Below are 21,335 nucleotides of genomic sequence, written 5' to 3'. Positions count from 1 at the left end.
ATTTGGCGGTGGAAGCACGGATCTAATCGTCGGTGAGGGTCACGCCGATGCCGCCCACCAGGGTGGCCGCAATGTTGTACAGGACCGCAGACAGCATCGACAGCGCGGTCAGCAGGACCACGTTGACTACGGCGATGATGGTGGCGAACGAGGCCACCTGGCCGAGGGAGGCCACCTTCTTCAGTTCGAAGCCGCCGCCTTCGGAACCGGCAAGCGTACCGAGCAGGCTGTCCACCTGGTCAAAGATCCCGGTGAGGTCCAGGACGGTCCACAGGACGATGGCAGCGACCACCGTGACGATTCCCAGCGCCACGGACAGCAGGAACGCCATCTTCAGGACCGACCAGGGGTCCACCTTGCTGATCAGGAGGCGGGCGCGGCGCACCTTGGCCTTGGGCGCAGGCTTCACCAGCCCGGGCGTGCCCTGGGCCGGCCGCTGGCCGGGCTGGCCCTGATGCGGACGCTGGCCGGGGACGGAGGGTCCGGCAGCAGTGCGCGGCGCGGCCTGTCCCGACGTCGGCCGTTCACCCTGGAGGGGACGCTGGCCCGGGGCTGCCGGGCGCTGTCCCGGAGCTGCCGCGGGAGCGGCAGGCCGCTGCTGCGGGCGGACGGGCGCGTTCACGCGGGGTGCGGCCGAGGGCCGGCTTCCCTCGGGAACTGAAGTGTTCGGCTTGGGAAATGAGTCGGGATTACTCACTCGTTACCTCCGTGTTGTCTTCGTTCGGCTCAGCGTCGCCCGAGGCGTCCTCTGACTCAACGGCCGGTGATTCTTCTGCAACTGCTGACTCTGCGGCGTCCTCCGGGGAGCCGCCATCTTCAGCCAACGTTACGTCATCCGCCAGCGATTCCTCGCCCTCGAGCCCGCGTTCGCTGTTGCGCGCCACCTCGATGATCCGGTCATTTTTGTCCGGCTTGGCAAAGATGACGCCCATGGTGTCACGGCCCTTTGCGGGCACGCCGGCCACCGAAGAACGGACCACCTTGCCGCCTTCCATGACCACGAGCACTTCGTCCTCTTCCTGGACAATAAGCGCGCCCACCAGGTCACCGCGTTCTTCGGCGAGCTTGGCAACCTTGATGCCCAGCCCGCCGCGGCCCTGGAGCCGGTATTCCTCGACGGCGGTGCGCTTGGCATAGCCGCCCTCGGTCACGATGAACACGTAAGAGCCGTCGGTCACCACATTGGCGGCGAGCAGTTCGTCGTCCTCGCGGAACTTCATGCCGGTGACGCCGGAGGTTGCGCGGCCCATGGGGCGGAGGGCGTCCTCGGTGGCAGTGAATCGGATGGACTGTCCCTTCCGGGACACCAGGAGCAGGTCGTCGGTTTCTGAGACCAGCTGCGCGGACACCAGTTCATCGCCGTCGCGGAGGTTGATCGCGATCACGCCGGCGGAGCGGTTGGTGTCGTAATCCTCCAGCCGCGTCTTCTTGACCAGTCCGCGCTTGGTGGCGAGGACCAGGTAGGGCGCCTGCTGGTAGTCCTTCAGGTCCAGCACCTGGGCGATGTGCTCGTCCGGCTGGAATGCCATCAGGTTGGCCACGTGCTGGCCCTTGGCGTCGCGGCCGGCTTCCATCAACTCGTAGGCCTTGGCGCGGTACACCCGGCCGAGGTTGGTGAAGAAGAGGAGCCAGTGGTGGGTGGTGGTGACGAAGAAGTGCTCCACCACGTCGTCGCCGCGCAGCTGGGCGCCCTTGATGCCCTTGCCGCCGCGCTGCTGCGAACGGTAATTGTCGCTCCGGGTCCGCTTGACGTAGCCGCCGCGGGTAATGGTGACCACCATCTCCTCTTCGGGGATGAGGTCTTCCATGGACATGTCGCCGTCGAAGCCCATCAGGATCTTCGTGCGGCGGTCGTCGCCGTGCTTGTCCACGATCTCACCAAGCTCGGTGCTGATGATTTCGCGCTGACGCTGCTCGGAGGCGAGGATCTCGTTGTATTCGGCGATGAGGGCTTCGAGCTCTGAGTGCCGGTCCTGGATCTTCTGGCGCTCCAGGGCTGCAAGGCGGCGCAGCTGCATGTCCAGGATGGCCCTGGCCTGCAGTTCGTCGATGTCCAGCAGTTCCATCAGGCCGTCGCGTGCCGCTTCGGTGGTGTTGGACGCGCGGATGAGGGCGATGACCTCGTCCAGCATGTCCAGCGCCTTCAGGAGCGCCCGCAGGATGTGGGCTTCCTCCTCGGCCTTGCGCAGCCGGTACCTGGTACGGCGCGCAATGACGTCCATCTGGTGGGTGACCCAGTGCCGAATGAAGGCGTCCAGGCTGAGGGTGCGGGGCACGCCGTCAACGATCGCCAGCATGTTGGCGGAGAAGTTGCTCTGCAGTTCGGTGTGCTTGTAGAGGTTGTTCAGCACCACCTTGGCCACGGCATCGCGCTTGAGCACGATGACCAGCCGCTGGCCTGTACGGCCGGAGGTTTCGTCGCGAAGGTCGGCAATGCCCTGGATCTTGCCGTCCTTGACCAGTTCGGCGATCTTGATGGCAAGGTTGTCCGGGTTGGCCTGGTACGGCAGTTCCGTGACCACCAGGCAGGTACGGCCCTGCAGTTCCTCCACGTTCACCACGGCACGCATGGTGACGGATCCGCGGCCGGTCCGGTAGGCGTCCTCGATGCCCTTGTGGCCCAGGATGGTGGCGCCGGTGGGGAAATCGGGCCCCTTGACCCGGCGCAGCAGTTCTTCCAGCAGTTCCTCACGGGTGGCGCCCGGGTTGGCCAGGTACCACTGCACGCCGTCGGCCACTTCGCGGAGGTTGTGCGGCGGGATGTTGGTGGCCATGCCCACGGCGATGCCCGAGGAGCCGTTGACCAGCAGGTTGGGGAACCGCGCCGGCAGGATGGTGGGTTCCTGGTTCTTGCCGTCGTAGTTGTCCTGGAAGTCGACGGTTTCCTCGTCGATGTCCCGGACCATTTCCATGGCCAGCGGGGCCATCTTCGTTTCGGTGTAACGGGGAGCCGCAGCGCCATCGTTGCCGGGCGAACCGAAGTTGCCCTGGCCCAGGGCCAGCGGGTAGCGCATGGTCCAGTCCTGGATCAGGCGGACCAGGGCGTCGTAGATCGCGGTGTCGCCGTGCGGGTGGTACTGGCCCATGACCTCGCCCACCACGCGGGCGCACTTGTTGAAGGAGCGCTCAGGGCGGTAGCCGCCGTCGAACATCGCGTACAGCACGCGGCGGTGGACCGGCTTGAGTCCGTCGCGGACGTCCGGGAGGGCACGGCCCACGATGACCGCCATGGCGTAGTCCAGGTAGGAGCGCTGCATTTCCGTCTGCAGGTCCACCTGCTCCACGCGGTCTACCAGCACGTCGCCTTCAAGAACGGTGTCCGGGTTCCGGGCTTCGGGGGCCTGGTTCTCGGGTGTTTCGTCACTCATTTTCTATTTCCGTTTCAGGTATATGTCGGATCGGGAATATCTACTGGGGTAAGCCCTAGATATCCAGGAACCTGACGTCCTTGGCGTTCTGCTGGATGAAGTTGCGCCGTGATTCCACGTCCTCGCCCATCAGGACGGAGAAGATCTGGTCTGCGGCCAGCGCATCGTCCATGGTGACCTGCAGCAGGGTGCGGTTGTCCGGGTCCATGGTGGTGTCCCACAGTTCCGTGTAGTCCATTTCGCCGAGGCCCTTGTAACGCTGGATGCCGTTGTCCTTGGGGATCCGGCGTCCGGCCGCCTGCCCGGCGAGGAGCTTGGCGTCGCGTTCCTTATCGCTGTACACGTAATCGTGGGCAGCGTTGGACCACTTGATCCGGTACAGCGGCGGCTGGGCCAGGTACACGTAGCCGTTTTCGATCAGCGGACGCATGTAGCGGAACAGCAGCGTCATCAGCAGGGTGGTGATGTGCTGGCCGTCCACGTCGGCATCGGCCATCAGGACGATCTTGTGGTACCGGAGCTTGGAAAGGTCAAAGTCCTCGCCGATGCCGGTGCCGAAGGCCGTGATCATGGACTGGACTTCCGCGTTGCCCAGGGCCTTGTCGAGGCGGGCGCGCTCCACGTTCAGGATCTTGCCGCGGAGGGGAAGGATGGCCTGGGTCTCGGGGTTGCGGCCGCGCTTGGCGGAGCCGCCTGCCGAGTCACCCTCCACGATGTAGACCTCGCACCTCGCCGGGTCCTTGGAGGAGCAGTCGGACAGTTTGCCCGGCATGCCGAAAGATTCCAGCGGGCTCTTGCGGCGGGCGTTGTCGCGGGCCTTGCGTGCAGCCATCCGGGCCTGCGCGGCGGAGATCGCCTTGCGGATAACGTCGCGGGCGGGGCCGGGGTTTCGTTCCAGCCAGTCGCCCAGCCCGTCAGTCACAACACGCTGGACGAATCCCTTGACCTCGGAGTTGCCCAGCTTGGTCTTGGTCTGGCCCTCGAACTGGGGCTCTGCAAGCTTGACGGAAATGACGGCGGTGAGGCCCTCACGGATGTCGTCACCGGTGAGGTTGTCGTCCTTTTCCTTGATGATGCCCTTTTCCCGGGCGTAGCGGTTGATCAGGGAGGTCATGGCAGCGCGGAAGCCCTCTTCGTGGGTTCCGCCCTCATGGGTGTTGATGGTGTTGGCGTAGGTGTGGACGCTCTCGGAGTAGGCGTTGGTCCACTGCATCGCCATTTCCAGTGCGATCTTGCGCTCTTTGTCCTCGGTTTCGAAGGCGATGACGTCCTCGTGGACCACATCGACTTTTTTGCCCGAGTTGAGGTGCTTGACGTAGTCCAGCAGGCCCTCGTCGTACTGGTACACCACGGTGCGGTGCTCGGCGCTGACTTCGCCTTCGGTGACCATGCCGTCCAGGTCCAGGTCTGCGTCGGCTTCGTTGTCGGTGGTGGAGGTGCGCTCATCGGTCAGTGTGATGCGCAGGCCCTTGTTCAGGAACGCCATCTGCTGGAAACGGGCGCGGAGCGTCTCGAAATCGAACTCGGTGGTCTCGAAGATCGCGGGGTCCGGGTAGAACGTCTGGGTGGTGCCGGTAGTATCGGTCTCTTCACCCTGCACCAGGCTGCCCTGGGGCTTGCCGCCGTCCGCAAAGGACATCCGCCAGACGTGGCCCTGGCGGCGCACCTCGGTGTCCACCCTGCTGGAGAGTGCGTTGACAACAGAGATGCCCACGCCATGCAGGCCGCCGGACACGGCGTAACCGCCGCCGCCGAATTTGCCGCCCGCGTGCAGGATGGTCATGACCACTTCAACAGTGGGTTTGTGCTCAGTGGGGTGCATGTCCACGGGAATGCCGCGGCCGTCGTCAACGACTTTCACGCCGCCGTCGGCCTGCAGCACAACCTCAATGTGCGTGCAGTAGCCGGCCAAGGCCTCATCGACCGAGTTGTCCACCACTTCGTAGACCAGGTGGTGGAGGCCGCGGGGTCCGGTGGAACCGATGTACATACCGGGACGCTTCCGGACAGCTTCCAGGCCTTCAAGGACGGTAATGTCGCTGGCGCCGTACTCCCGCGGCGGCGCAGCTTCGGCCGGGGTGTCGGGCGTGCGGGCATCCTCGACTGCGGGTTCAACTGCCAGAATATCTGTATTGTCGTTAGCCACAGGCGCTGTCGACTCCTCTGTTCTCGATGATGGCCGGCCGAAAAGCTCTTCCAGGCATGGAAAAACCGTCCGCCAACAGGCACAAACTTATGGCGCCGGCTCTTAGCTGATGGTGGGATCCGAAATCCGCGTGCTGGAAGCGTGCGGAGAACGGACTCAGTCAACGTTTCACCGGCGCCCAGTTATCTACAACGATTCTACCGCGAAACGGGCCGGATCCCCGCATTCCAGGGGCGTGGATGGCGGGCAGGATGCCTCCCGCAGGCCGTTGACGCATCTAGGGCGCTCCGAAACTCCGGCCTGCGGGTGCCTATACATCCTCCAGCCCTTCCAGGGCGCTACACGGCAATCAGAGGATTTTCAAGAGTTCGGCGCCGGGCTATCCGTAAGTGTCCCGGGGTCCACGCCCGTTCACTGTGCGCCCGCCCTTGCGCCAACTGGGTGCGGTGGGGCCCAGAACCTGGATGCTTGTGACCACCCCGTCACCCAGTTCCACCCGGAATTTCTCAAGCAGGCTCACGCTGAGCAGCCGCAGCTGCGTTGCCCAGGCGGTTGAATCACACCTGACGTGCAGGGTGGTGTCCGTGAAGCTCTCGGGCGTGCAGTGGGCCGAAATTTCCGGCCCCACCAAGGTGGCCCATTCAGCCATCACAGAGCCAACGGCCACGGGCGACGTCCAGCCGCGTTCAGCCACGAGGCGGCCCACCACCTTGCCCAGCCCCAAGGGATCCCGGCCGGTGGCATGAAACTGGCTGAACCCGCGGGTGTCCCGGATCCCGCGTTTGGCCTTTTGAGAACCGGGCCTCACCGCCGCCCTGCGGATCTCGCCCCGGGCAGCGGCAGCTTCCCGCATCCTGTTCAGGGCTGCCTGGGGCGCATCAATGTTGTCGGGCTCGCGGCCGGGCTGCCGGCCGGCCTCTTTGTCGTCCCTACTCATCGATACCTCCCGCGATGACCTTCACCCGCCGTCCGGACAACTCTTCCGGGATGTCGGCGTCGACGGCGGCTGTCACCAGGACCTGTTCCGCGCCCGAGACTATTGCCGCCAGTTTACGCCTGCGCTGCACGTCCAGCTCGGCAAAAACATCATCGAGGATCAGGATGGGGGCGGATCCGCCGGTGCGTGCGTCGTCCAGCATCACATAGTAGGAAGCAAGCCGCAGTGCCAGGCACATGGACCAGGTTTCTCCGTGGGACGCATACCCCTTCGCGGGTGCCTGGCCCAGGACCAGTTCCAGTTCGTCGCGGTGGGGACCCACCAGCGAAATGCCGCGTTCCAGTTCCTTGCGCCGGGCGTCGGCGAAGGCGCGCACGTAGCGCTCCGTCAGCTCCTCCACAGTGAGCCGGCGCAGGTCCTCAGCCTCGGCTGAAACACCTCCGGCTTCGCTGCCGGCAGCCCGTAAGTCCGGGGCGCCGTCGTCGTCCATCTGGTTCTGAAGGGTGGAGCGGTAGAGGGCGTCAGCGGGCTTTGAAGTATCCGTGAGCCCGGCGTACGCCCGGGCAAGGTGCGGGCGCAAGCGTTCCACCAGCTCGAGCCGGGCATGCAGCAGTTCGGCGCCGGCTTTGGCCATGTGCTGGTCCCACACGTCGAGTGTTGCTTCATGGGCTGACGTGAATTTGCCTGCGCGGGCCGATTTCAGCAGTGCATTGCGCTGCTTCAGCACACGGTCGTAATCACTGCGGGTGGCGGCATGATGCGGGACCAGGCTGGCGAGGAGTTCATCCAGGAAGCGGCGGCGGTTGGAGGGATCGCCTTTGACCAGGGCCAGGTCCTCCGGGGCAAAAAGCACAGTCTGGCAGATGCCCAGCAGGTCGCGCGCGCGCACCGGGTTGCTGCGGTTGATCCGGCCGCGGTTGGCCCGCCCGGCGTTGATTTCCAGTTCCAGGACCGTGATCTGGCCGCCGCGGACCAGGCGGGCCCGGACCAGTGCACGCTCGGTGCCGAACCTCAGCAGCGGAGCGTCGGAGCTGACGCGGTGGGAGCTGAGGGTGGCCAGGTACCCGATGGCTTCCATCAGGTTGGTTTTGCCGATGCCGTTGTAGCCCACCAGGACGGTGACGCCGGGGCCCAGGGCAAGGTCCACCTGGGCGTAGCTGCGGAAATCAGTCAGCGAAAGGTGTTCTATGTACACGCGGTTTTCGGCAATTCTGGGAACCTCGCAGGTCCCCGCTGGCTGCTACTTGGCGGGACGGGTGGCGTGGCCGCCGAACTGGTGGCGCAGGGCGGACACCATCTTCATGGCCGGGGAGCTGTCCTCGCGGGACTCGAACCGGGCAAACAGGGCGGCGGTGATGGCAGGTGCGGGGATGGCGTTGGCGATGGCTTCTTCCACAGTCCACCGGCCTTCGCCCGAGTCCTCGACGTAGTCGTCGATGTTCTGCAGTCCCGGGTCCTCGTCCAGCGCTTTGACCAAAAGGTCCAACAGCCAGGACCGGACCACGGTGCCCTTCTGCCAGGCACGGAAGGTGCCGGGCAGGTCATTGATGATGTCCTTGGACGCGAGAAGCTGGTAACCCTCGGCATATGCCTGCATCAGGCCGTACTCGATGCCGTTGTGGACCATCTTGGCGTAGTGGCCTGCGCCGATGCCGCCCACGTGGACGAAACTGTCAGCCCGTTCGCCTTCGGGACGCAGGGCATCGAAAACCGGAAGCGCACGTTCGATGTCTGCCGCGTCGCCGCCGGCCATCAGGCCATATCCGTTCTGCAGCCCCCACACACCTCCGGACACACCGCAGTCCGCGAAGTGGATGCCCTTGGCGGCAAGGAGTTCGCCGTGCTTCTGGTCCTCGGTGAAGCGGGAGTTGCCGCCGTCGATCACCAGGTCGCCCTGGTCCAGCTTTTCGCCCAGTTCCTTGATGACGGCGTCGGTGATGTCGCCGGCCGGCACCATCACCCAGATGAGCCGCGGGGCTGGGACGGTTGCGATGAGTTCATCGATGGAACCGGCGTCCGTGACGTCCGGGTTCCGATCGTATCCGGTGACCTCCACGCCGCCCTTGCGCAGGCGTTCGCGCATGTTGAATCCCATTTTGCCAAGGCCAATCAGTCCAATGTGCATTATGCGGGTTCTCTTTCTGCATGGCGGGAGCCTATGAGGCGAGGGTGGCGGTGGTTGGGGCCCCATCGGCGAGGGACCCGGCCTGAGCTTGCGAAGGCTGGGAGCCGATGGGGACTAGTTGGGGAGGCGGACCGGCATCACGAGGTAGCGGTAGTCATCCTGGTCTTCGCCATCCGCGTCTGCCTGCGCCGTAATCATGGCCGGCTTCGGGGCCGTGGTGAACGAGAACCGGACAAACTTGGTCTCAATGACGCTTAGGCCCTCTACCAGGTAGTGCGGGTTGAAGGCCACGGTGATGTCGTCACCGGACAGCTGGGCTTCGAGTTCCTCGGAGGCCTGGGCGTCCTCGCCGGTGCCGGCGTCCAGGTTGAGCAGGCCCTGGGTGAAGGCCAGACGGACAGGGGTGTTGCGCTCCGCCACGAGCGAGACACGGCGTACCGCTTCCACAAGTTCCTGGGTCTGGACCGTGGCGTGGATGGGCGTGGAATCCGGGAAGAGCGAACGGATCTTCGGGTAGTCCCCGTCCACCAGCAGGGATGTGGTGGTGCGGCCGCCGCTTTCGAAACCGATCAGCCGGCTGTCATCATCCGAGAGGGCAAGCTGGATGTCCCCGCTGTTGCCCAAAGTCTTGGCCACTTCGTTCAAGGTTTTTGCCTTCACCAGCGCGCTGGTGGAAATACCCGGAGTGACCGGCTTCCACGGGACTTCGCGCATCGCGAGGCGGTAACGGTCAGTAGCGAGCAGGGTGATGAGGTCATCCTCGATCTCCATCCGCACCCCGGTGAGGATGGGCAGGGTGTCGTCCTTACTCGCCGCAATGATCACCTGGGAGACGGCCTGGGCAAAGGAGTCACCCGGAACTGTTCCGCTGACGGCCGGCAGGGCCGGAAGCGGCGGGTACTCAGCCTCCGGCATCGTTGCCAGGTGAAAGCTGCTCCGGCGGCAGGTGAGGGTGACTTTGTTGCCGTCAGTTTCGACGTCGACCGGCGCCGAAGGCAGGCTGCGGCAGATGTCGGCGAGGAGGCGGCCGGAAACCAGAATGGTCCCCTCGTCCCGGATGTCAGCGGCAATCTCCAGGCGTGCGGAGGTTTCGTAGTCGAAGCTCGAGAGGCTGACCGTGCCTGCTTCAGCCTTCAAAAGGAGGCCGGAAAGGACGGGGACCGGCGGCCGCGGAGACAACGAGCGGGCTGTCCAGGTGACGGCTTCTGCCAGGACGTCCCGATCGACTCTGAACTTCACGGAAGGGTGCCGCCTTTCATTGCTGCTGCTGTGGTGTGCTTCGAAACTTCCCGCAGGAAGCCCCTCAAGGAGTTGACCCATGCCGTGAACCTGCATGGTCCGTGCTGCCTGAACCACGCAGAAACCCAAGGATGGGAGCGCTGCTGACAGCTTAGCCGGAAGATCCGGGATTAACCCATCCCCACTTCGCGCCGCTGGCCCCTTGGGGCCGTCAGCCCCTCGATGTGGTGCGGGCGAATCGATCTTGTTGTTTGAGGGACTTCAAATTTTTGGGATTAGTAGTGTTAATAACTGCTGTGGAAACTGTGGATAACTGGCTCCCGCCGCGGGATCCGGCGGTTAAGCCCTGTTCATGGATTGTGGGCGGAGCAGGTTTTAAACAGGGTGTGGATGGGGATAAGAATTTTAGCGTTTTTCCCGATCCACAGGCGGCTTAAGGGTTTTAAGCCCATTAACCGCGGTTGTCCCCTTAACTATCCACAGGCTTATCCACATGCACCTGTTAATAAGGTATAGGTGCTTCGTCAGGAATCGCGCTGCTGCTGCTTGATCCGGTTGGTCAGCTCGGTCACCTGGTTGTAGATCACACGACGCTCGGCCATCAGTTCACGGATCTTCCGGTCTGCGTGGATCACAGTGGTGTGGTCGCGGCCGCCGAGTTCCTGGCCGATCTTGGGAAGTGACATGTCCGTCAGTTCCCGGCACAGGTACATGGCGATCTGGCGTGCGGTGACCAGGGTCCTGGTGCGGGACTTGCTGCAGAGCTCTTCCATGCTGAGCTTGAAGTACTCGGCCGTCTGCTGCAGGATCTGGCTGGAGGTGATCTCCTGCGCGCCGTCGTCGGTGATGAGGTCCTTGAGCACCATCTCGGCCAGGGCCACGTCAACGGGTTGGCGGTTGAGGCTGGCGAACGCGGTAACCCTGATCAGGGCGCCTTCAAGTTCGCGGATGTTGCTGGAAATCTTGGACGCGATGTATTCGAGGGCGTCATCCGGAGCGGAAAGACCTTCGCTGAGGGCCTTCTTGCGGAGGATGGCGATGCGCGTTTCCAGTTCCGGCGGCTGGATGTCCGTCAGGAGGCCCCACTCGAAGCGGGATTTCATCCGGTCCTCGAACCCGGCGAGCAGCTTGGGCGGCTGGTCCGAGGTGATGACCACCTGCTTGTTGTTGTTGTGCAGCGAGTTGAACGTGTGGAAGAACTCCTCCAGCGTCCGGTCCTTCCCGGCCAGGAACTGGATGTCATCAATCAGCAGGACGTCAACGTTGCGGTAGGTGGTCTTGAAGCTGGCGCCTTCATCGTCACGGATGGAGTTGATGAAGTCGTTGGTGAATTCTTCCGAATTGACGTACCGGACCCGGATCCCGCTGTAGAGACGCCTGGCGTAGTGCCCGATCGCGTGCAGGAGGTGGGTCTTTCCCAGGCCCGAATCGCCGTAGATGAAGAGCGGGTTGTACGCCTTGGCCGGCGCTTCCGCCACGGCAACGGCCGCAGCGTGGGCGAACCGGTTCGAGGAACCGATCACGAAGGTATCGAAGACGTACTTGGGGTTCAGCCGGCCGAACTCGTGGGAGGTGCTGGGCAGCATCGGCTGCGGCTTCTGCTCGATCAGCTGGTCAGCAGAGAAGGAAGGCTCGACGACGGGTTCGGGCTCTTCGTGGATGGGCACCAGGTCCGTGTCCACGTCAATGGCGCAGCGGATGTCCTCGGAGAAGACGCTGTGCAGGGCATCGTCCAGTGCGTCCTTGACCTGGGTCTGGAGCACTTCGCGGGTCAGCTCGTTAGGTACTGCCACCAGCAGGGTGGAACCGATCAAGCCCTGGGCCTGGGCGAGGATGACAAAGCCACGCTGCCGCGGTGAAACGCGGTGGTCCTTCTCCAGCAGGCTGACAACGCGCCGCCAGGAACTTCCGACAGTATTGGCGTGGTTGGCTTCGTCTACTGTCATCAATGGGTTCCCTCAAAACTTGCTTTGCCTGCATTGCCTGCAGCCGCCAGCACGGAACCAGGATCCGGTTCAGCTTCATCCACAGGGTTATACACAGCACGTGGATAATCGGCTACTGGGCCACTCTAGGGGATGAAAAGCCTAGAAGATAGCTGGCAAGTAGCTTGTGGATAATTACACGGTTGTGGTTCTGAATCGGGGCCTGTGAGCCACTTCATCCACAGGCCTGAAGGGCAGGTTTGCCACAACTGGGGATAGCGCCGGTGGCCTGCTCCGGTTTGACTAGGCGCCCTGGATTGCCCTAACGTTGTGAAGTCCTTTGTGTCCGCTTTTTGGCCCCATCTGAATCTCTCAGACGCAGTGCGTTTGGGCAGCCGGGGGAAGCGTGCATATACAAAACTTAGCGTCGGCCAGTTCTTCCCCATAACTGATCGGGTGGGCGCACCTTTGATCCACTGGAGTAACTAACGTGAGCAAGCGGACTTTTCAGCCGAATAACCGCCGTCGAGCCAAGAAGCACGGCTTCCGCCTTCGTATGCGTACCCGTGCCGGCCGCGCCATCCTGGCAGCCCGTCGTGGCAAGGGCCGTACCGAGCTGTCGGCGTAAATACCTGACTTGTCGGTAGACGTTTCTTTGCGAGTTTAAGGTGCTGGCCACCCGCAACCGTTTGAGGACTGCAACCGATTTTTCAACAACTGTACGTTCCGGTGTCCGCAATGGACGCCGGAACGTAGTGTTATATACGGCAGCTATCGCTGCTGACGAACCCAGCCGGATCGGGTTCATTGTTTCCAAAGGTGTTGGGAACGCTGTGGTCAGGAACCTCGTTAAGAGGAGACTGAGGGAGGCCGGTGCTGCCTCGCTGCGCGAGTACGGTACCGGGTTCGCCATAGTGGTCAGGGCGCTGCCCGCGTCCGCGTCCGCCAGCTGGGACCAGCTGCTGTCGGATTACAACGCTGCACTGGAATCGACAATGGCCCGGCTGGCCGGCCGCCCCCGGGCGGCTGCCAATGGTTCGGCCGGTACAACACAGGAGGGGACACCGCGTGCGTAACGCCACCGCCGTCGTCGCCCATTTCCATCCTGTGGTGGCCGCCGTGGTGCTGTTCCTCTGGAACCTGCCCCGCAACATCCTCATTCTTCTGCTGAAGGCCTACCGCAAGGTGGTTTCTCCCTTGTACGGCCAGGTCTGCAGGTTCTTTCCTTCATGCTCGGCCTACGCCCTTGAAGCGATTACTGTCCATGGTGCCGTCAAGGGGAGCTGGCTCGCTGTGCGCCGCCTTGCCCGATGCCACCCATGGAATGCCGGCGGTGTGGACCACGTCCCCGCCGGCCACCGGGAATGGCCCGCCAGCCGGACCCCCACAATTGTTGTGCTGAACAACCCGGACAAGTACCTGGCTGCTCGGACTGATGGAGAAGGCCGCACCGCGGCCTGACGAATAGGGATAAGTATGGACTTCTTTGAAACAATCATGTTTCCGTTCAAGTGGCTTGTGTCCATCATCATGGTGGGCTTCCATGACGGCCTGAGCGCCATTGGCCTGCCTGCCGCCAATGGTTGGACGTGGACGTTGTCCATCATCGGCCTGGTGCTGGTGATCCGCGCTGCCCTGATTCCCGTATTCGTCAAGCAGATCAAAGCCCAGCGGGGTATGCAGCTGCTGCAGCCTGACCTGAAGAAATTGCAGGACAAGTACAAGGGCAAGACCGACCAGCTGTCCCGCCAGGCCATGGCGCAGGAACAGATGGCCATGTACAAGAAGCATGGGACCAACCCGTTCTCCGCCTGCCTGCCCATGCTGATCCAGATGCCGTTCTTCTTCGCCCTGTTCCAGGTGCTTTCCGGTATCACCGCCGCGAAGGACCAGGGCAAGGGCATCGGAGCCTTGAGCCATGAGCAGGTGGTTCAGTTCGACTCCTCGAGTATCTTCGGCGCCCCGCTGTCCGCCTCCCTGCTGCATGGCGGAGGTGGCGGTAACCAGGTTGCTGTGTGGATCCTTTCTATCGTGATGATCCTTGCCATGACGGCCTCGCAGTTCATCACCCAGAAGCAGATCATGGCCAAGAACATGTCTGAAGAAGCCATGGCCAGCCCCTTTATGCGCCAGCAGAAGATGATGCTATACATCCTGCCCATCGTGTTCGGCGTGGGCGGCATCAACTTCCCCATCGGTGTCCTGATCTACTGGACCACCACTAACCTCTGGACCATGGGCCAGCAGTTCTTTGTCATCCGCCGCATGCCGACGCCGGGATCCCCCGCAGCGAAGGCCCTCGCCGAGCGCCGTGCCGCCAAGGGGCTTCCGGCCCTTTCGATCCTGACCGGTAAGAAGGACGACGACGCCGACGCAGCGGCCGCTGCCGCTGCCGTCGCGCAGGCCAAGGGACAGCGCACTCAGCCACAACGCAAGAACAGGAAGAAGAAGTAATGTCAGCCGAGAGTACCGAACAGGCCCTTTCTGAAGAGACGATTGACGAGCAGGACGAGTCCGTGGACCAGGACAGTTCCTCCCCCAAGGCTTCTTCCGCGAGCCGCCTGGAGGAAGAAGGCGACGTCGCAGCCGATTACCTCGAGGAACTGCTGGACATTGCAGACATCGACGGTGACATCGACATCGAGGTCCGGAACGGGCGCACCTACATCTCCATCGTTACCGAGGAGGAGTCGGACAGCCTCGACAGCCTCGTGGGCGAGGACGGCGAAGTCCTTGAAGCCCTGCAGGAACTGACCCGCCTTTCCGTGCTGTCCGCCACGGAAAACAGGTCCCGGCTGGTGCTGGACATCAACGGGTACCGGAAGGAACGGACCGGCCACCTGCAAAAGATCGCCGAGGATGCGGCCGCCACCGTGAAGAAGACCGGTGAGGCAGTCGCCCTCAAACCGATGAGCGCCTACGAACGTAAGATCGTCCATGACGCCGTTGCCGACCTGGGCCTGGTGAGTGAGTCCGAGGGCGAAGGCGCCGGACGCCACATCGTTGTATCCGCGGACTAGGGAATTGCTGGTTCGCTGATCATGGTTGACATCACTCCATCCGAGCTTCTGGCCGCCGAGAAGATCTTCGGTGACCGCCTGGACCTCGCTAAGCGTTATGTGGAACACCTGGCAACTTCGGGTACCGAGCGCGGGCTGATTGGTCCCCGCGAGATTCCCAGGCTCTGGAGCCGGCATGTCCTGAACTGTGCCGTCATTGAAAGCGCAATAGCCCATGGAAGCCACGTTGCCGACGTCGGAAGCGGCGCTGGACTCCCGGGCCTATGCTTGGCCATTGCCCGGCCAGACCTGGAGCTGACCCTGATCGAGCCGCTGGAGCGGCGGGTGATCTGGCTTCAGGAAGTGGTGGACGATCTGGGCCTGGACAACGTCACCGTTATGCGAACCCGTGCTGAACTGGCTGTCGGGCATGTTGACGCCGATGTTGTGACCGCCCGCGCCGTTTCTGCCCTGACCAACCTTGCCGGCCTCACCATCCCGCTGCTCGGAGGTAAGGGTGAAGTGGTTGCCATCAAGGGCCGCAGTGCCGGCGAGGAAATCGAGAAGGCGGCCAAGGTTATCCGGAAGCTTGGCGGCGTTGAGACGTCCGTCCTGACAGTTGGCGAGAACCTGCTGGAAGAGCCCACCACCGTAGTACGCATCGTTGTAAACAAGTCCCAAAAGAAGCCCTAGTGTTGGCCCGGCAGCCGCAGTCTGCCGGGGTAAGCAGTTAGGCTAGTCAACGGCAGCAAAAATAGCTGAACGAGAGTGAGTGTGCCCCAGTGACCAGTAGCGAATCCTCCACACAACGGATACCCCCGTTTGTGTCTCTGGGGTCCGCACGATCTTTCGCTGGGACTGTTTCGGGCGCCTCCGGTGTACTCGGAAATCAACCCGGTGCGGTAGCGAACACGTCCCCTGTCTTCGTTTCACGTGAAACAACCTCTACGGGTAGGGGGAACATCATCGACGCTATTGATGACTCCAGTCCTATCGCCCGGGAACTGGCGCATGAGACGCGCCGCCGGGAGCGGCTGGTGGGCCGCCAGCTGCCGCGCCCCGAGAAAACGCGCGTCTTCACCGTGTCCAACCAAAAGGGTGGTGTCGGCAAGACCACCACCACCGTTAATATCGCTGCGGCCCTCGCAGCCGCCGGGCTCAACGTCCTGGTCATTGACATTGACCCCCAGGGCAATGCCTCCACAGCCCTGGGCATCGAACACCACGCCGACGTGGACAGCATCTACGACGTCCTGATCAACGATGTTCCTTTGGCCGACGTCGTGGCCCAGTGCCCGGATATCGGGAACCTCATTTGTGCTCCCGCCACCATCCATTTGGCGGGTGCGGAAATTGAACTCGTGTCCCTGGTGGCCCGCGAGCAGCGGCTCCGCCGCGCTATCGATGTTTACGCAAAGGTCCGGGAGAAGAATGGCGAGCAGCGGCTGGACTACATCTTCATCGACTGCCCGCCGAGCCTTGGCCTTCTGACGGTCAACGCATTCTGTGCAGCCAACGAAGTCCTCATTCCCATCCAGTGCGAGTACTACGCCCTGGAAGGCTTGAGCCAGCTGCTCAAGAACATCGAGATGATCCAGAAGCATCTCAACGCTGACCTGGTGGTATCCACTATTCTGCTCACCATGTACGACGGCCGCACCAACCTTGCAGCGCAGGTAGCCGCCGAAGTCCGCCAGCACTTCCCGGAACAGGTCCTGTCTGCAGTGGTACCGCGGTCGGTGCGCATCTCGGAGGCTCCGAGCTACCAGCAGACGGTGATGACTTACGATCCCTCATCCAGTGGCGCACTGTCCTATCTGGAAGCCGCTGCTGAAATAGCAGAACGCTAAAATCTTCAAGAATTGCAACAACTGGAGTCCGGCTCGTCCTGGCTCTTCCACTGGAGGGATTTACCCATGAGCGAGAAGCGACGGGGCTTAGGCCGCGGTCTTGGCGCACTGATTCCGAGTTCCGCCGGTGCTAACGGTGCGGGCAACGGCACAGCAGTTGCGCGCCCTGTCGATCTCTTCTTCCCTGAGGGACGCAGGAAGACTGATCCCACCGAAGCGGTGCTGGATTCTACTGCTGCGGAAGAATCCGCGGCCGGAATGGATGCCGGCTCCCCGGAAACTGACTTCGCCGAAGCAGCCGCACAGGGCGCAACGGCCAAATCGTCAAGCAACGGTGCAGGAAAACCTACAGCTGCGAAGTCGTCTACTGCACGGCGCGCTACCGAATCCGCAGCGTCTTCCAACGGGTCGGCTGCGAAGAACGGGGCCAGCGCCAACGGTGCCGGTAAGCCAAAGACCAGCGTGAAGAAGGCTGCGGACGCAACCGGAGAGCCTGGCGAGCCGGCTGCTGATCCGGCTGGCCTGCCCGCGGCTTCCGCCGCGCCTTTCGAGGCAGACAACGGCGTTGACCTGGTAGAGGTTCCGGGCGTCCGCTTCGCCGAGATTCCTGTCACGGACATCCATCCGAACCGCAAACAGCCGCGTTCAGTCTTCGATGAAGACGACATGGCTGAGCTTGTTCACTCTGTCCGCGAAATCGGCGTCCTCCAGCCAATTGTGGTGCGGAAGTCTACCGAATCAGGTGGAGAACCGTACGAGCTTGTTATGGGTGAGCGCCGCTGGCGTGCCGTGCAGGCTGCGGGGCTGGAGACGATCCCCGCAATCGTCAGGGACACCACGGATGACGACCTCCTGCGCGATGCACTTCTCGAGAACCTTCACCGGAGCCAGCTCAACCCCCTCGAAGAGGCCGCGGCCTACCAACAGCTTCTTGAGGATTTCGGCACCACGCACGAGCAGCTGGCCGACCGCATTGGCCGGTCGCGGCCGCAGGTATCCAATACCCTGCGTTTGCTGAAGCTTCCTCCCCTTGTCCAGCGCCGGGTTGCTGCCGGGGTTCTCTCAGCCGGCCATGCCCGCGCCCTCCTGGCGCTCCCTGACGCTGCTGCCATGGAACGGCTGGCCCAGCGCATCGTCGCCGAGGGAATGTCCGTACGTGCCACAGAAGAGGCCGTGACGCTGTACCAGGATCCGGCTAAGCCCGCCAAGAACAACATTCCCCGCCCTGGGGCCCGTCATGAGCGTCTCGACTACTTGGCCTCCTCGCTGTCGGACCGCCTGGATACCAACGTCAAGATCTCGCTTGGCGTTCGCAAGGGACGGGTCAGCATCGAGTTTGCCAGCGTTGAGGATCTCAACCGGATCATGGATGTTTTGGCGCCCGGAGCTGATAACTAACAGCGAGCCAGGACTGGCGTCCTTCGCTTTTCCCTTTTTCGCGGTCTCGGGTGGCTGCTGCGCGATTCTTTGGTGATATCAGTTCCCGTCAGTTCCCGCGCAAGGGTGGGGTAGTTGTGCAGGTAGCCTGCTGGGTCGCGCGGGCGTTCATTTGCTTCCTGTCGTTGGTGGCGCCGTCGCGGACGCCGGCGATCTATAGGGATTAGAGTAGTGGCGTACATTTGGTTGCCTGGCTGCTGCCTACATCGCGTCCATAAATCTGAAGAACGTGCCTGTAGCGTGGCGGCCGGGCCTTCGGCCCTGCATGTTTAGCGTTTCACGTGAAACGTACCTTGCATTATTTCTGGCGCGAGCCTTCGCTAGCAGTCACCCGTCGTCAGATGCGGGCATCCACGTTTGGACGTGCTGATCGTTTTTGACTCTCTGGTTCCTCCATAGTGATCCGCACACAATTGGGTCGGAACCGTGCCGTGGAGGACGTCTTGCTTCCGGCCGCCCTTTGATTCACTTCTTAAAGCATCAGGAAGCCCAGCTTCGTTGGTTGGGAGCGCGGCGGAGCGATTCCCAGCTCACGGCATTGCCAAAGCAGCCGCGCTTAAGCTGGGTCCAGCCGCGAGGGGTCCGCACGTGGCTGGTGCAGTCGTTCCGCCAGCCTTCCTAAGAGTCCATTTTGCGAGCTTCGGAGATGCCAGCAGCAATATCAACCGAAGTTCTTGAAAACCTAGCCATTTAGCTCATGGCATTCCAACCTTTATCGCTTATCACTGAGCCTGTTGGCCTCGTACGACTGGATGGGTAGCGGAGTGAGGAAGCCGGCCTGCATTCGTTTCACGTGAAACACTCGATGGGTGTAGGGCTCTCCCCTTCACGCAGCTCCTCACTAGAGGCACAGGCTGTGGTCGAAATTGCTGCCAGTTGCTGTGGTTCGGCCAGCGATCGGACAGATACTTTGTCACTCCCTCAGGTCCTTGCAACGCTCCGGATCTGGTCAACGATTCCCCCAGTCCACATGATTGTGTCTGCATCCCCCGACCTCGCAGTCGCGGTTAGGTCGCGGCTGGGCCCGCAGACGGTGCCGGCTACTCCCCTCGCATGCTTCCTAGCATCACCCATCGACCTCTTGCTTACTGCGCCCCTTGAGTGTGACGAGACGTCACGAGCAAGATATTGTTGTTTCTCAGCAGCATTGCCAATGTGGTACCCGCCCCTAGGGCAGCTTTTGCGCAGAGCATTCGGGACAAGAGGTCTGAAGGAAAGACGGAGTACGCGCGGGTTCCAGGCGAGGCCTGGGAGGTTCGCCTTCTCGCCAAACTCACAAGCCTGGACCCATGCAGGTGAATTGCAGGACTCCAGGTCCGTGTTCGATCTATTGCTTTCCGACAACTTGCTCGCCCCGAAATTGCACTGCCGCGTTAGCATCGAATTTATCATCAGTGGCTCCGAAAGGCCTCAGGCGATTAGCATGCGACTTTTCCACAAGCGGGCCCTCTCATGTTTCACGTGAAACCGTGGCTAGTCCCGTCACTGGCGGGACTGCCCAAATCAGGGGGACCCGTCCCTTCTCTTAGCTCAGCTTAGACGACCACCCGTTCCGCAGCAGGTCATTGTGGTAGTCTCCTGGAATGCGAAGGGGACTATGCCCTGGGCCTGAGTCACAGTCTCTCCCCCTCCCACTCCAACGCACACCCGGAAGTAGAGGACTGGGTCTCCCCCGTACTTCGCCGACCCTAGCCCGCTTCGGGAACTGGCTAGCTGACGGGCGCCGATTGCAGCGGTCATGTTCCGACCCTAGAGCGTGACAGGTCAATCCGTCCGACCTACGAGCGGCGCGCATCCACCGTACTTGGTGGCTTGGACATCACCAGCTCCAGGGCCTTACCCCGAGCGATGGCAGAACAACTTTCCGACAGCTGGGAACCGATACCCTGGGGGGGCGACACACACGTTCCCCGAAGCTCGGTGCGGCTTCCTCTAAGGCCGCAGCCGACGTTCCGCTGGCAGGAGCATCATGCCGTCCGCCTGCGCGTCTTTTGTATCCGTACCCCTAACGCGTGGGCCGATGATGTTGCCGTCAGCGACCTCAGGTAAGCTGCTGCGAACTCGCCCTATCGAGTCCACCTTCCCACAGTGGGACCGGCAGCTTGACGATACATGGAGCTGTCCTCCCACTCACAGTGAGGACCTGCATCAGCCCCCGAAAGTGGGTCCTTGGGGAGTGCTGCAGCGTAGAGGCCTTGGTCGCTTAGTCGACTGTGGTTGGCACGCGGAGCGGTGGATAAGGCTGTGGATAACTGTGTGGATAGTCCTGGCGTCCCCTGTGGATGTGATGATGTTCTCATCCCGACTCCAGCGCAGCAGGAGATGGATCAGTCCTGGTCTTGGCAAGGCGGTTGTGACCTGTTTCACGTGAAACTGCGCCCCTGCTTCTACTACCGGGTCTGCTGGCGAAGTTGGCGGTCCGGCACCAGGTCAAATTCGGCGGTTTGGGGTTTACTGGCGGTATTTTTGGGCAGAGTCTGGCTCCGCAACTGCGCTGGCGGTCCTGTCCTCGTGGACTGCATACCGTCGTGCTGGAAGCACCGGTTGCGCTTGGGCGGCGCTGTGATGTGTTGTCTACCAACAGCGGCCGCTGGCACCTGTGGATAACTCTGTGGATATTGGAATGTAAGGACTGTGGATATCGTGGGGATAACTATGGGCCGCAGCCCGGTGCGTGGGCCTGAGCTGCGCCGATTCTTCAGACGACCACGCGCGCTGAACGTGCCTGTTCGGCTGCATTGCGGCGCGATGCCCGGCGGCCGGGATGCGACCCTGTCCAGCAACAACCATTCCGTTATAGGACATGGGGCATGGCACTGCCTGCGGCGGCCCGCCGTGAAGAGGCTTGCAGCAGCACTACCCGCGCAACTCCTTCCGCACAAAAGCGATGGGCAGGTGCTCCACTCCGCCCGCCAGCCCCAGCCGAAATAGGTGATTCCATAGCGGTGAGGCAGTCTGCTGCCGATCGGTCTGCATGACACTCGGCAGTGAGCGGCGACGCTATGACGAGATTGGGCGGTGCTGCCCCCTTGGCGGTAGAGGGCTATTACAGACAACACGTACTCCGACACAGAACTAATGGCCACCACGCCTGGTTCCAGAAAGGGACAGAGGGGGCCCCCATGGGGTCGCTTGCGGACAGGCCTAGTGAATGCTTGCCACCCTACTCATAACGTCCCCATTCTTTTGCACAGAACGGGGGTGGGAATGGACTGCTAAGTGGCGCCTCGGCTAGCTAGGCAACTCAAGAGGGAATGCGTAGCCCAAGGCCTCAGAGGGCCAGGAGATGCTGCATCGAACCTGCGCCGT

The 21,335-nt window shown here is 62.5% G+C and carries 16 protein-coding genes; 8 read left to right on the top strand and 8 right to left on the bottom strand.

Translation table 11 applies throughout. The features are described 5' to 3' along the window. Positions 1-22: 22 nt before the first annotated feature. From AC3A4Z_RS17210 to dnaA, 8 genes are all read right to left on the bottom strand, one after another. Positions 23-697: a DUF3566 domain-containing protein gene (locus tag AC3A4Z_RS17210; protein ID WP_498712853.1), complete on the bottom strand. Its 675-nt coding sequence runs from the start codon at positions 695-697 to the stop codon at positions 23-25. Then, complete coding sequence (gyrA, locus tag AC3A4Z_RS17205; RefSeq protein ID WP_498712852.1) at positions 690-3,368, bottom strand: DNA gyrase subunit A; 2,679 nt, start codon at positions 3,366-3,368, stop codon at positions 690-692. The genes AC3A4Z_RS17210 and gyrA overlap by 8 nt, the downstream gene beginning before the upstream one ends. A 55-nt stretch (positions 3,369-3,423) precedes the next feature. Then, positions 3,424-5,514, bottom strand: coding sequence for a DNA topoisomerase (ATP-hydrolyzing) subunit B (gyrB, locus tag AC3A4Z_RS17200; RefSeq protein WP_498712851.1), 2,091 nt, complete (start codon positions 5,512-5,514; stop codon positions 3,424-3,426). A gap of 379 nt (positions 5,515-5,893) precedes the next feature. Beyond that, positions 5,894-6,451, bottom strand: a complete 558-nt coding sequence (locus AC3A4Z_RS17195; RefSeq protein WP_498712850.1) for a DciA family protein — start codon at positions 6,449-6,451, stop codon at positions 5,894-5,896. Next, positions 6,444-7,646, bottom strand: a complete 1,203-nt coding sequence (gene recF, locus AC3A4Z_RS17190) for a DNA replication/repair protein RecF (RefSeq protein ID WP_498712849.1) — start codon at positions 7,644-7,646, stop codon at positions 6,444-6,446. Before recF ends, AC3A4Z_RS17195 begins: the two co-directional genes overlap by 8 nt. A 45-nt stretch (positions 7,647-7,691) precedes the next feature. Continuing rightward, positions 7,692-8,576: a phosphogluconate dehydrogenase (NAD(+)-dependent, decarboxylating) gene (gene gnd / locus AC3A4Z_RS17185; protein ID WP_498712848.1), complete on the bottom strand. Its 885-nt coding sequence runs from the start codon at positions 8,574-8,576 to the stop codon at positions 7,692-7,694. A 114-nt stretch (positions 8,577-8,690) separates the two neighbouring features. After that, positions 8,691-9,815 carry a DNA polymerase III subunit beta gene (gene dnaN / locus AC3A4Z_RS17180; protein ID WP_050057273.1) on the bottom strand — a complete coding sequence of 375 codons (1,125 nt, stop codon included), beginning with the start codon at positions 9,813-9,815 and terminating at the stop codon, positions 8,691-8,693. Between the two features lie 524 nt (positions 9,816-10,339). After that, positions 10,340-11,761 carry a chromosomal replication initiator protein DnaA gene (dnaA, locus tag AC3A4Z_RS17175; RefSeq protein WP_498712847.1) on the bottom strand — a complete coding sequence of 474 codons (1,422 nt, stop codon included), beginning with the start codon at positions 11,759-11,761 and terminating at the stop codon, positions 10,340-10,342. A gap of 469 nt (positions 11,762-12,230) precedes the next feature. On the opposite strand from dnaA, the gene rpmH reads away from it, so the two are divergent. The 8 genes from rpmH (at position 12,231) to AC3A4Z_RS17135 (ending at position 17,987) form a co-directional block, all read left to right on the top strand. After that, a complete protein-coding gene (gene rpmH / locus AC3A4Z_RS17170; RefSeq protein ID WP_003800212.1) occupies positions 12,231-12,368 on the top strand; it encodes a 50S ribosomal protein L34 in 138 nt (45 codons plus the stop codon). A 40-nt stretch (positions 12,369-12,408) separates the two neighbouring features. After that, positions 12,409-12,816, top strand: coding sequence for a ribonuclease P protein component (rnpA, locus tag AC3A4Z_RS17165; RefSeq protein WP_493971313.1), 408 nt, complete (start codon positions 12,409-12,411; stop codon positions 12,814-12,816). Then, the gene (gene yidD, locus AC3A4Z_RS17160) at positions 12,809-13,201 is read left to right on the top strand and encodes a membrane protein insertion efficiency factor YidD (protein ID WP_200900865.1); all 393 of its coding nucleotides are present in this window, start codon (positions 12,809-12,811) and stop codon (positions 13,199-13,201) included. The genes rnpA and yidD overlap by 8 nt, the downstream gene beginning before the upstream one ends. Positions 13,202-13,216: 15 nt before the next feature. Continuing rightward, entirely contained in the window at positions 13,217-14,194 is a 978-nt protein-coding gene (gene yidC, locus AC3A4Z_RS17155; RefSeq protein ID WP_493971314.1) for a membrane protein insertase YidC, read from the top strand. Next, entirely contained in the window at positions 14,194-14,760 is a 567-nt protein-coding gene (locus AC3A4Z_RS17150) for a R3H domain-containing nucleic acid-binding protein (RefSeq protein WP_493971315.1), read from the top strand. Before yidC ends, AC3A4Z_RS17150 begins: the two co-directional genes overlap by 1 nt. A 21-nt stretch (positions 14,761-14,781) precedes the next feature. Further along, complete coding sequence (gene rsmG / locus AC3A4Z_RS17145) at positions 14,782-15,432, top strand: 16S rRNA (guanine(527)-N(7))-methyltransferase RsmG (protein ID WP_050057118.1); 651 nt, start codon at positions 14,782-14,784, stop codon at positions 15,430-15,432. A gap of 89 nt (positions 15,433-15,521) precedes the next feature. After that, positions 15,522-16,589: a ParA family protein gene (locus AC3A4Z_RS17140; protein ID WP_498712846.1), complete on the top strand. Its 1,068-nt coding sequence runs from the start codon at positions 15,522-15,524 to the stop codon at positions 16,587-16,589. A gap of 66 nt (positions 16,590-16,655) precedes the next feature. Beyond that, the gene (locus AC3A4Z_RS17135; protein ID WP_498712845.1) at positions 16,656-17,987 is read left to right on the top strand and encodes a ParB/RepB/Spo0J family partition protein; all 1,332 of its coding nucleotides are present in this window, start codon (positions 16,656-16,658) and stop codon (positions 17,985-17,987) included. The last annotated feature ends 3,348 nt before the right edge of the window (positions 17,988-21,335 follow it).

Source organism: Arthrobacter sp. Soil_C_49, from assembly GCF_057656635.1.
This window is presented reverse-complemented; position numbering and strand designations above follow the sequence as displayed.

Bases quoted from the DNA above. Each gene is read 5' to 3' on its own strand.
- AC3A4Z_RS17195 (WP_498712850.1), bottom strand. From the start codon at position 6,451: ATGAGTAGGGACGACAAAGAGGCCGGCCGGCAGCCCGGCCGCGAGCCC.
- AC3A4Z_RS17150 (WP_493971315.1), top strand. From the start codon at position 14,194: ATGTCAGCCGAGAGTACCGAACAGGCCCTTTCTGAAGAGACGATTGAC.
- gnd (WP_498712848.1), bottom strand. From the start codon at position 8,576: ATGCACATTGGACTGATTGGCCTTGGCAAAATGGGATTCAACATGCGC.
- rsmG (WP_050057118.1), top strand. From the start codon at position 14,782: ATGGTTGACATCACTCCATCCGAGCTTCTGGCCGCCGAGAAGATCTTC.
- gyrA (WP_498712852.1), bottom strand. From the start codon at position 3,368: ATGAGTGACGAAACACCCGAGAACCAGGCCCCCGAAGCCCGGAACCCG.
- dnaA (WP_498712847.1), bottom strand. From the start codon at position 11,761: ATGACAGTAGACGAAGCCAACCACGCCAATACTGTCGGAAGTTCCTGG.
- AC3A4Z_RS17135 (WP_498712845.1), top strand. From the start codon at position 16,656: ATGAGCGAGAAGCGACGGGGCTTAGGCCGCGGTCTTGGCGCACTGATT.
- yidC (WP_493971314.1), top strand. From the start codon at position 13,217: ATGGACTTCTTTGAAACAATCATGTTTCCGTTCAAGTGGCTTGTGTCC.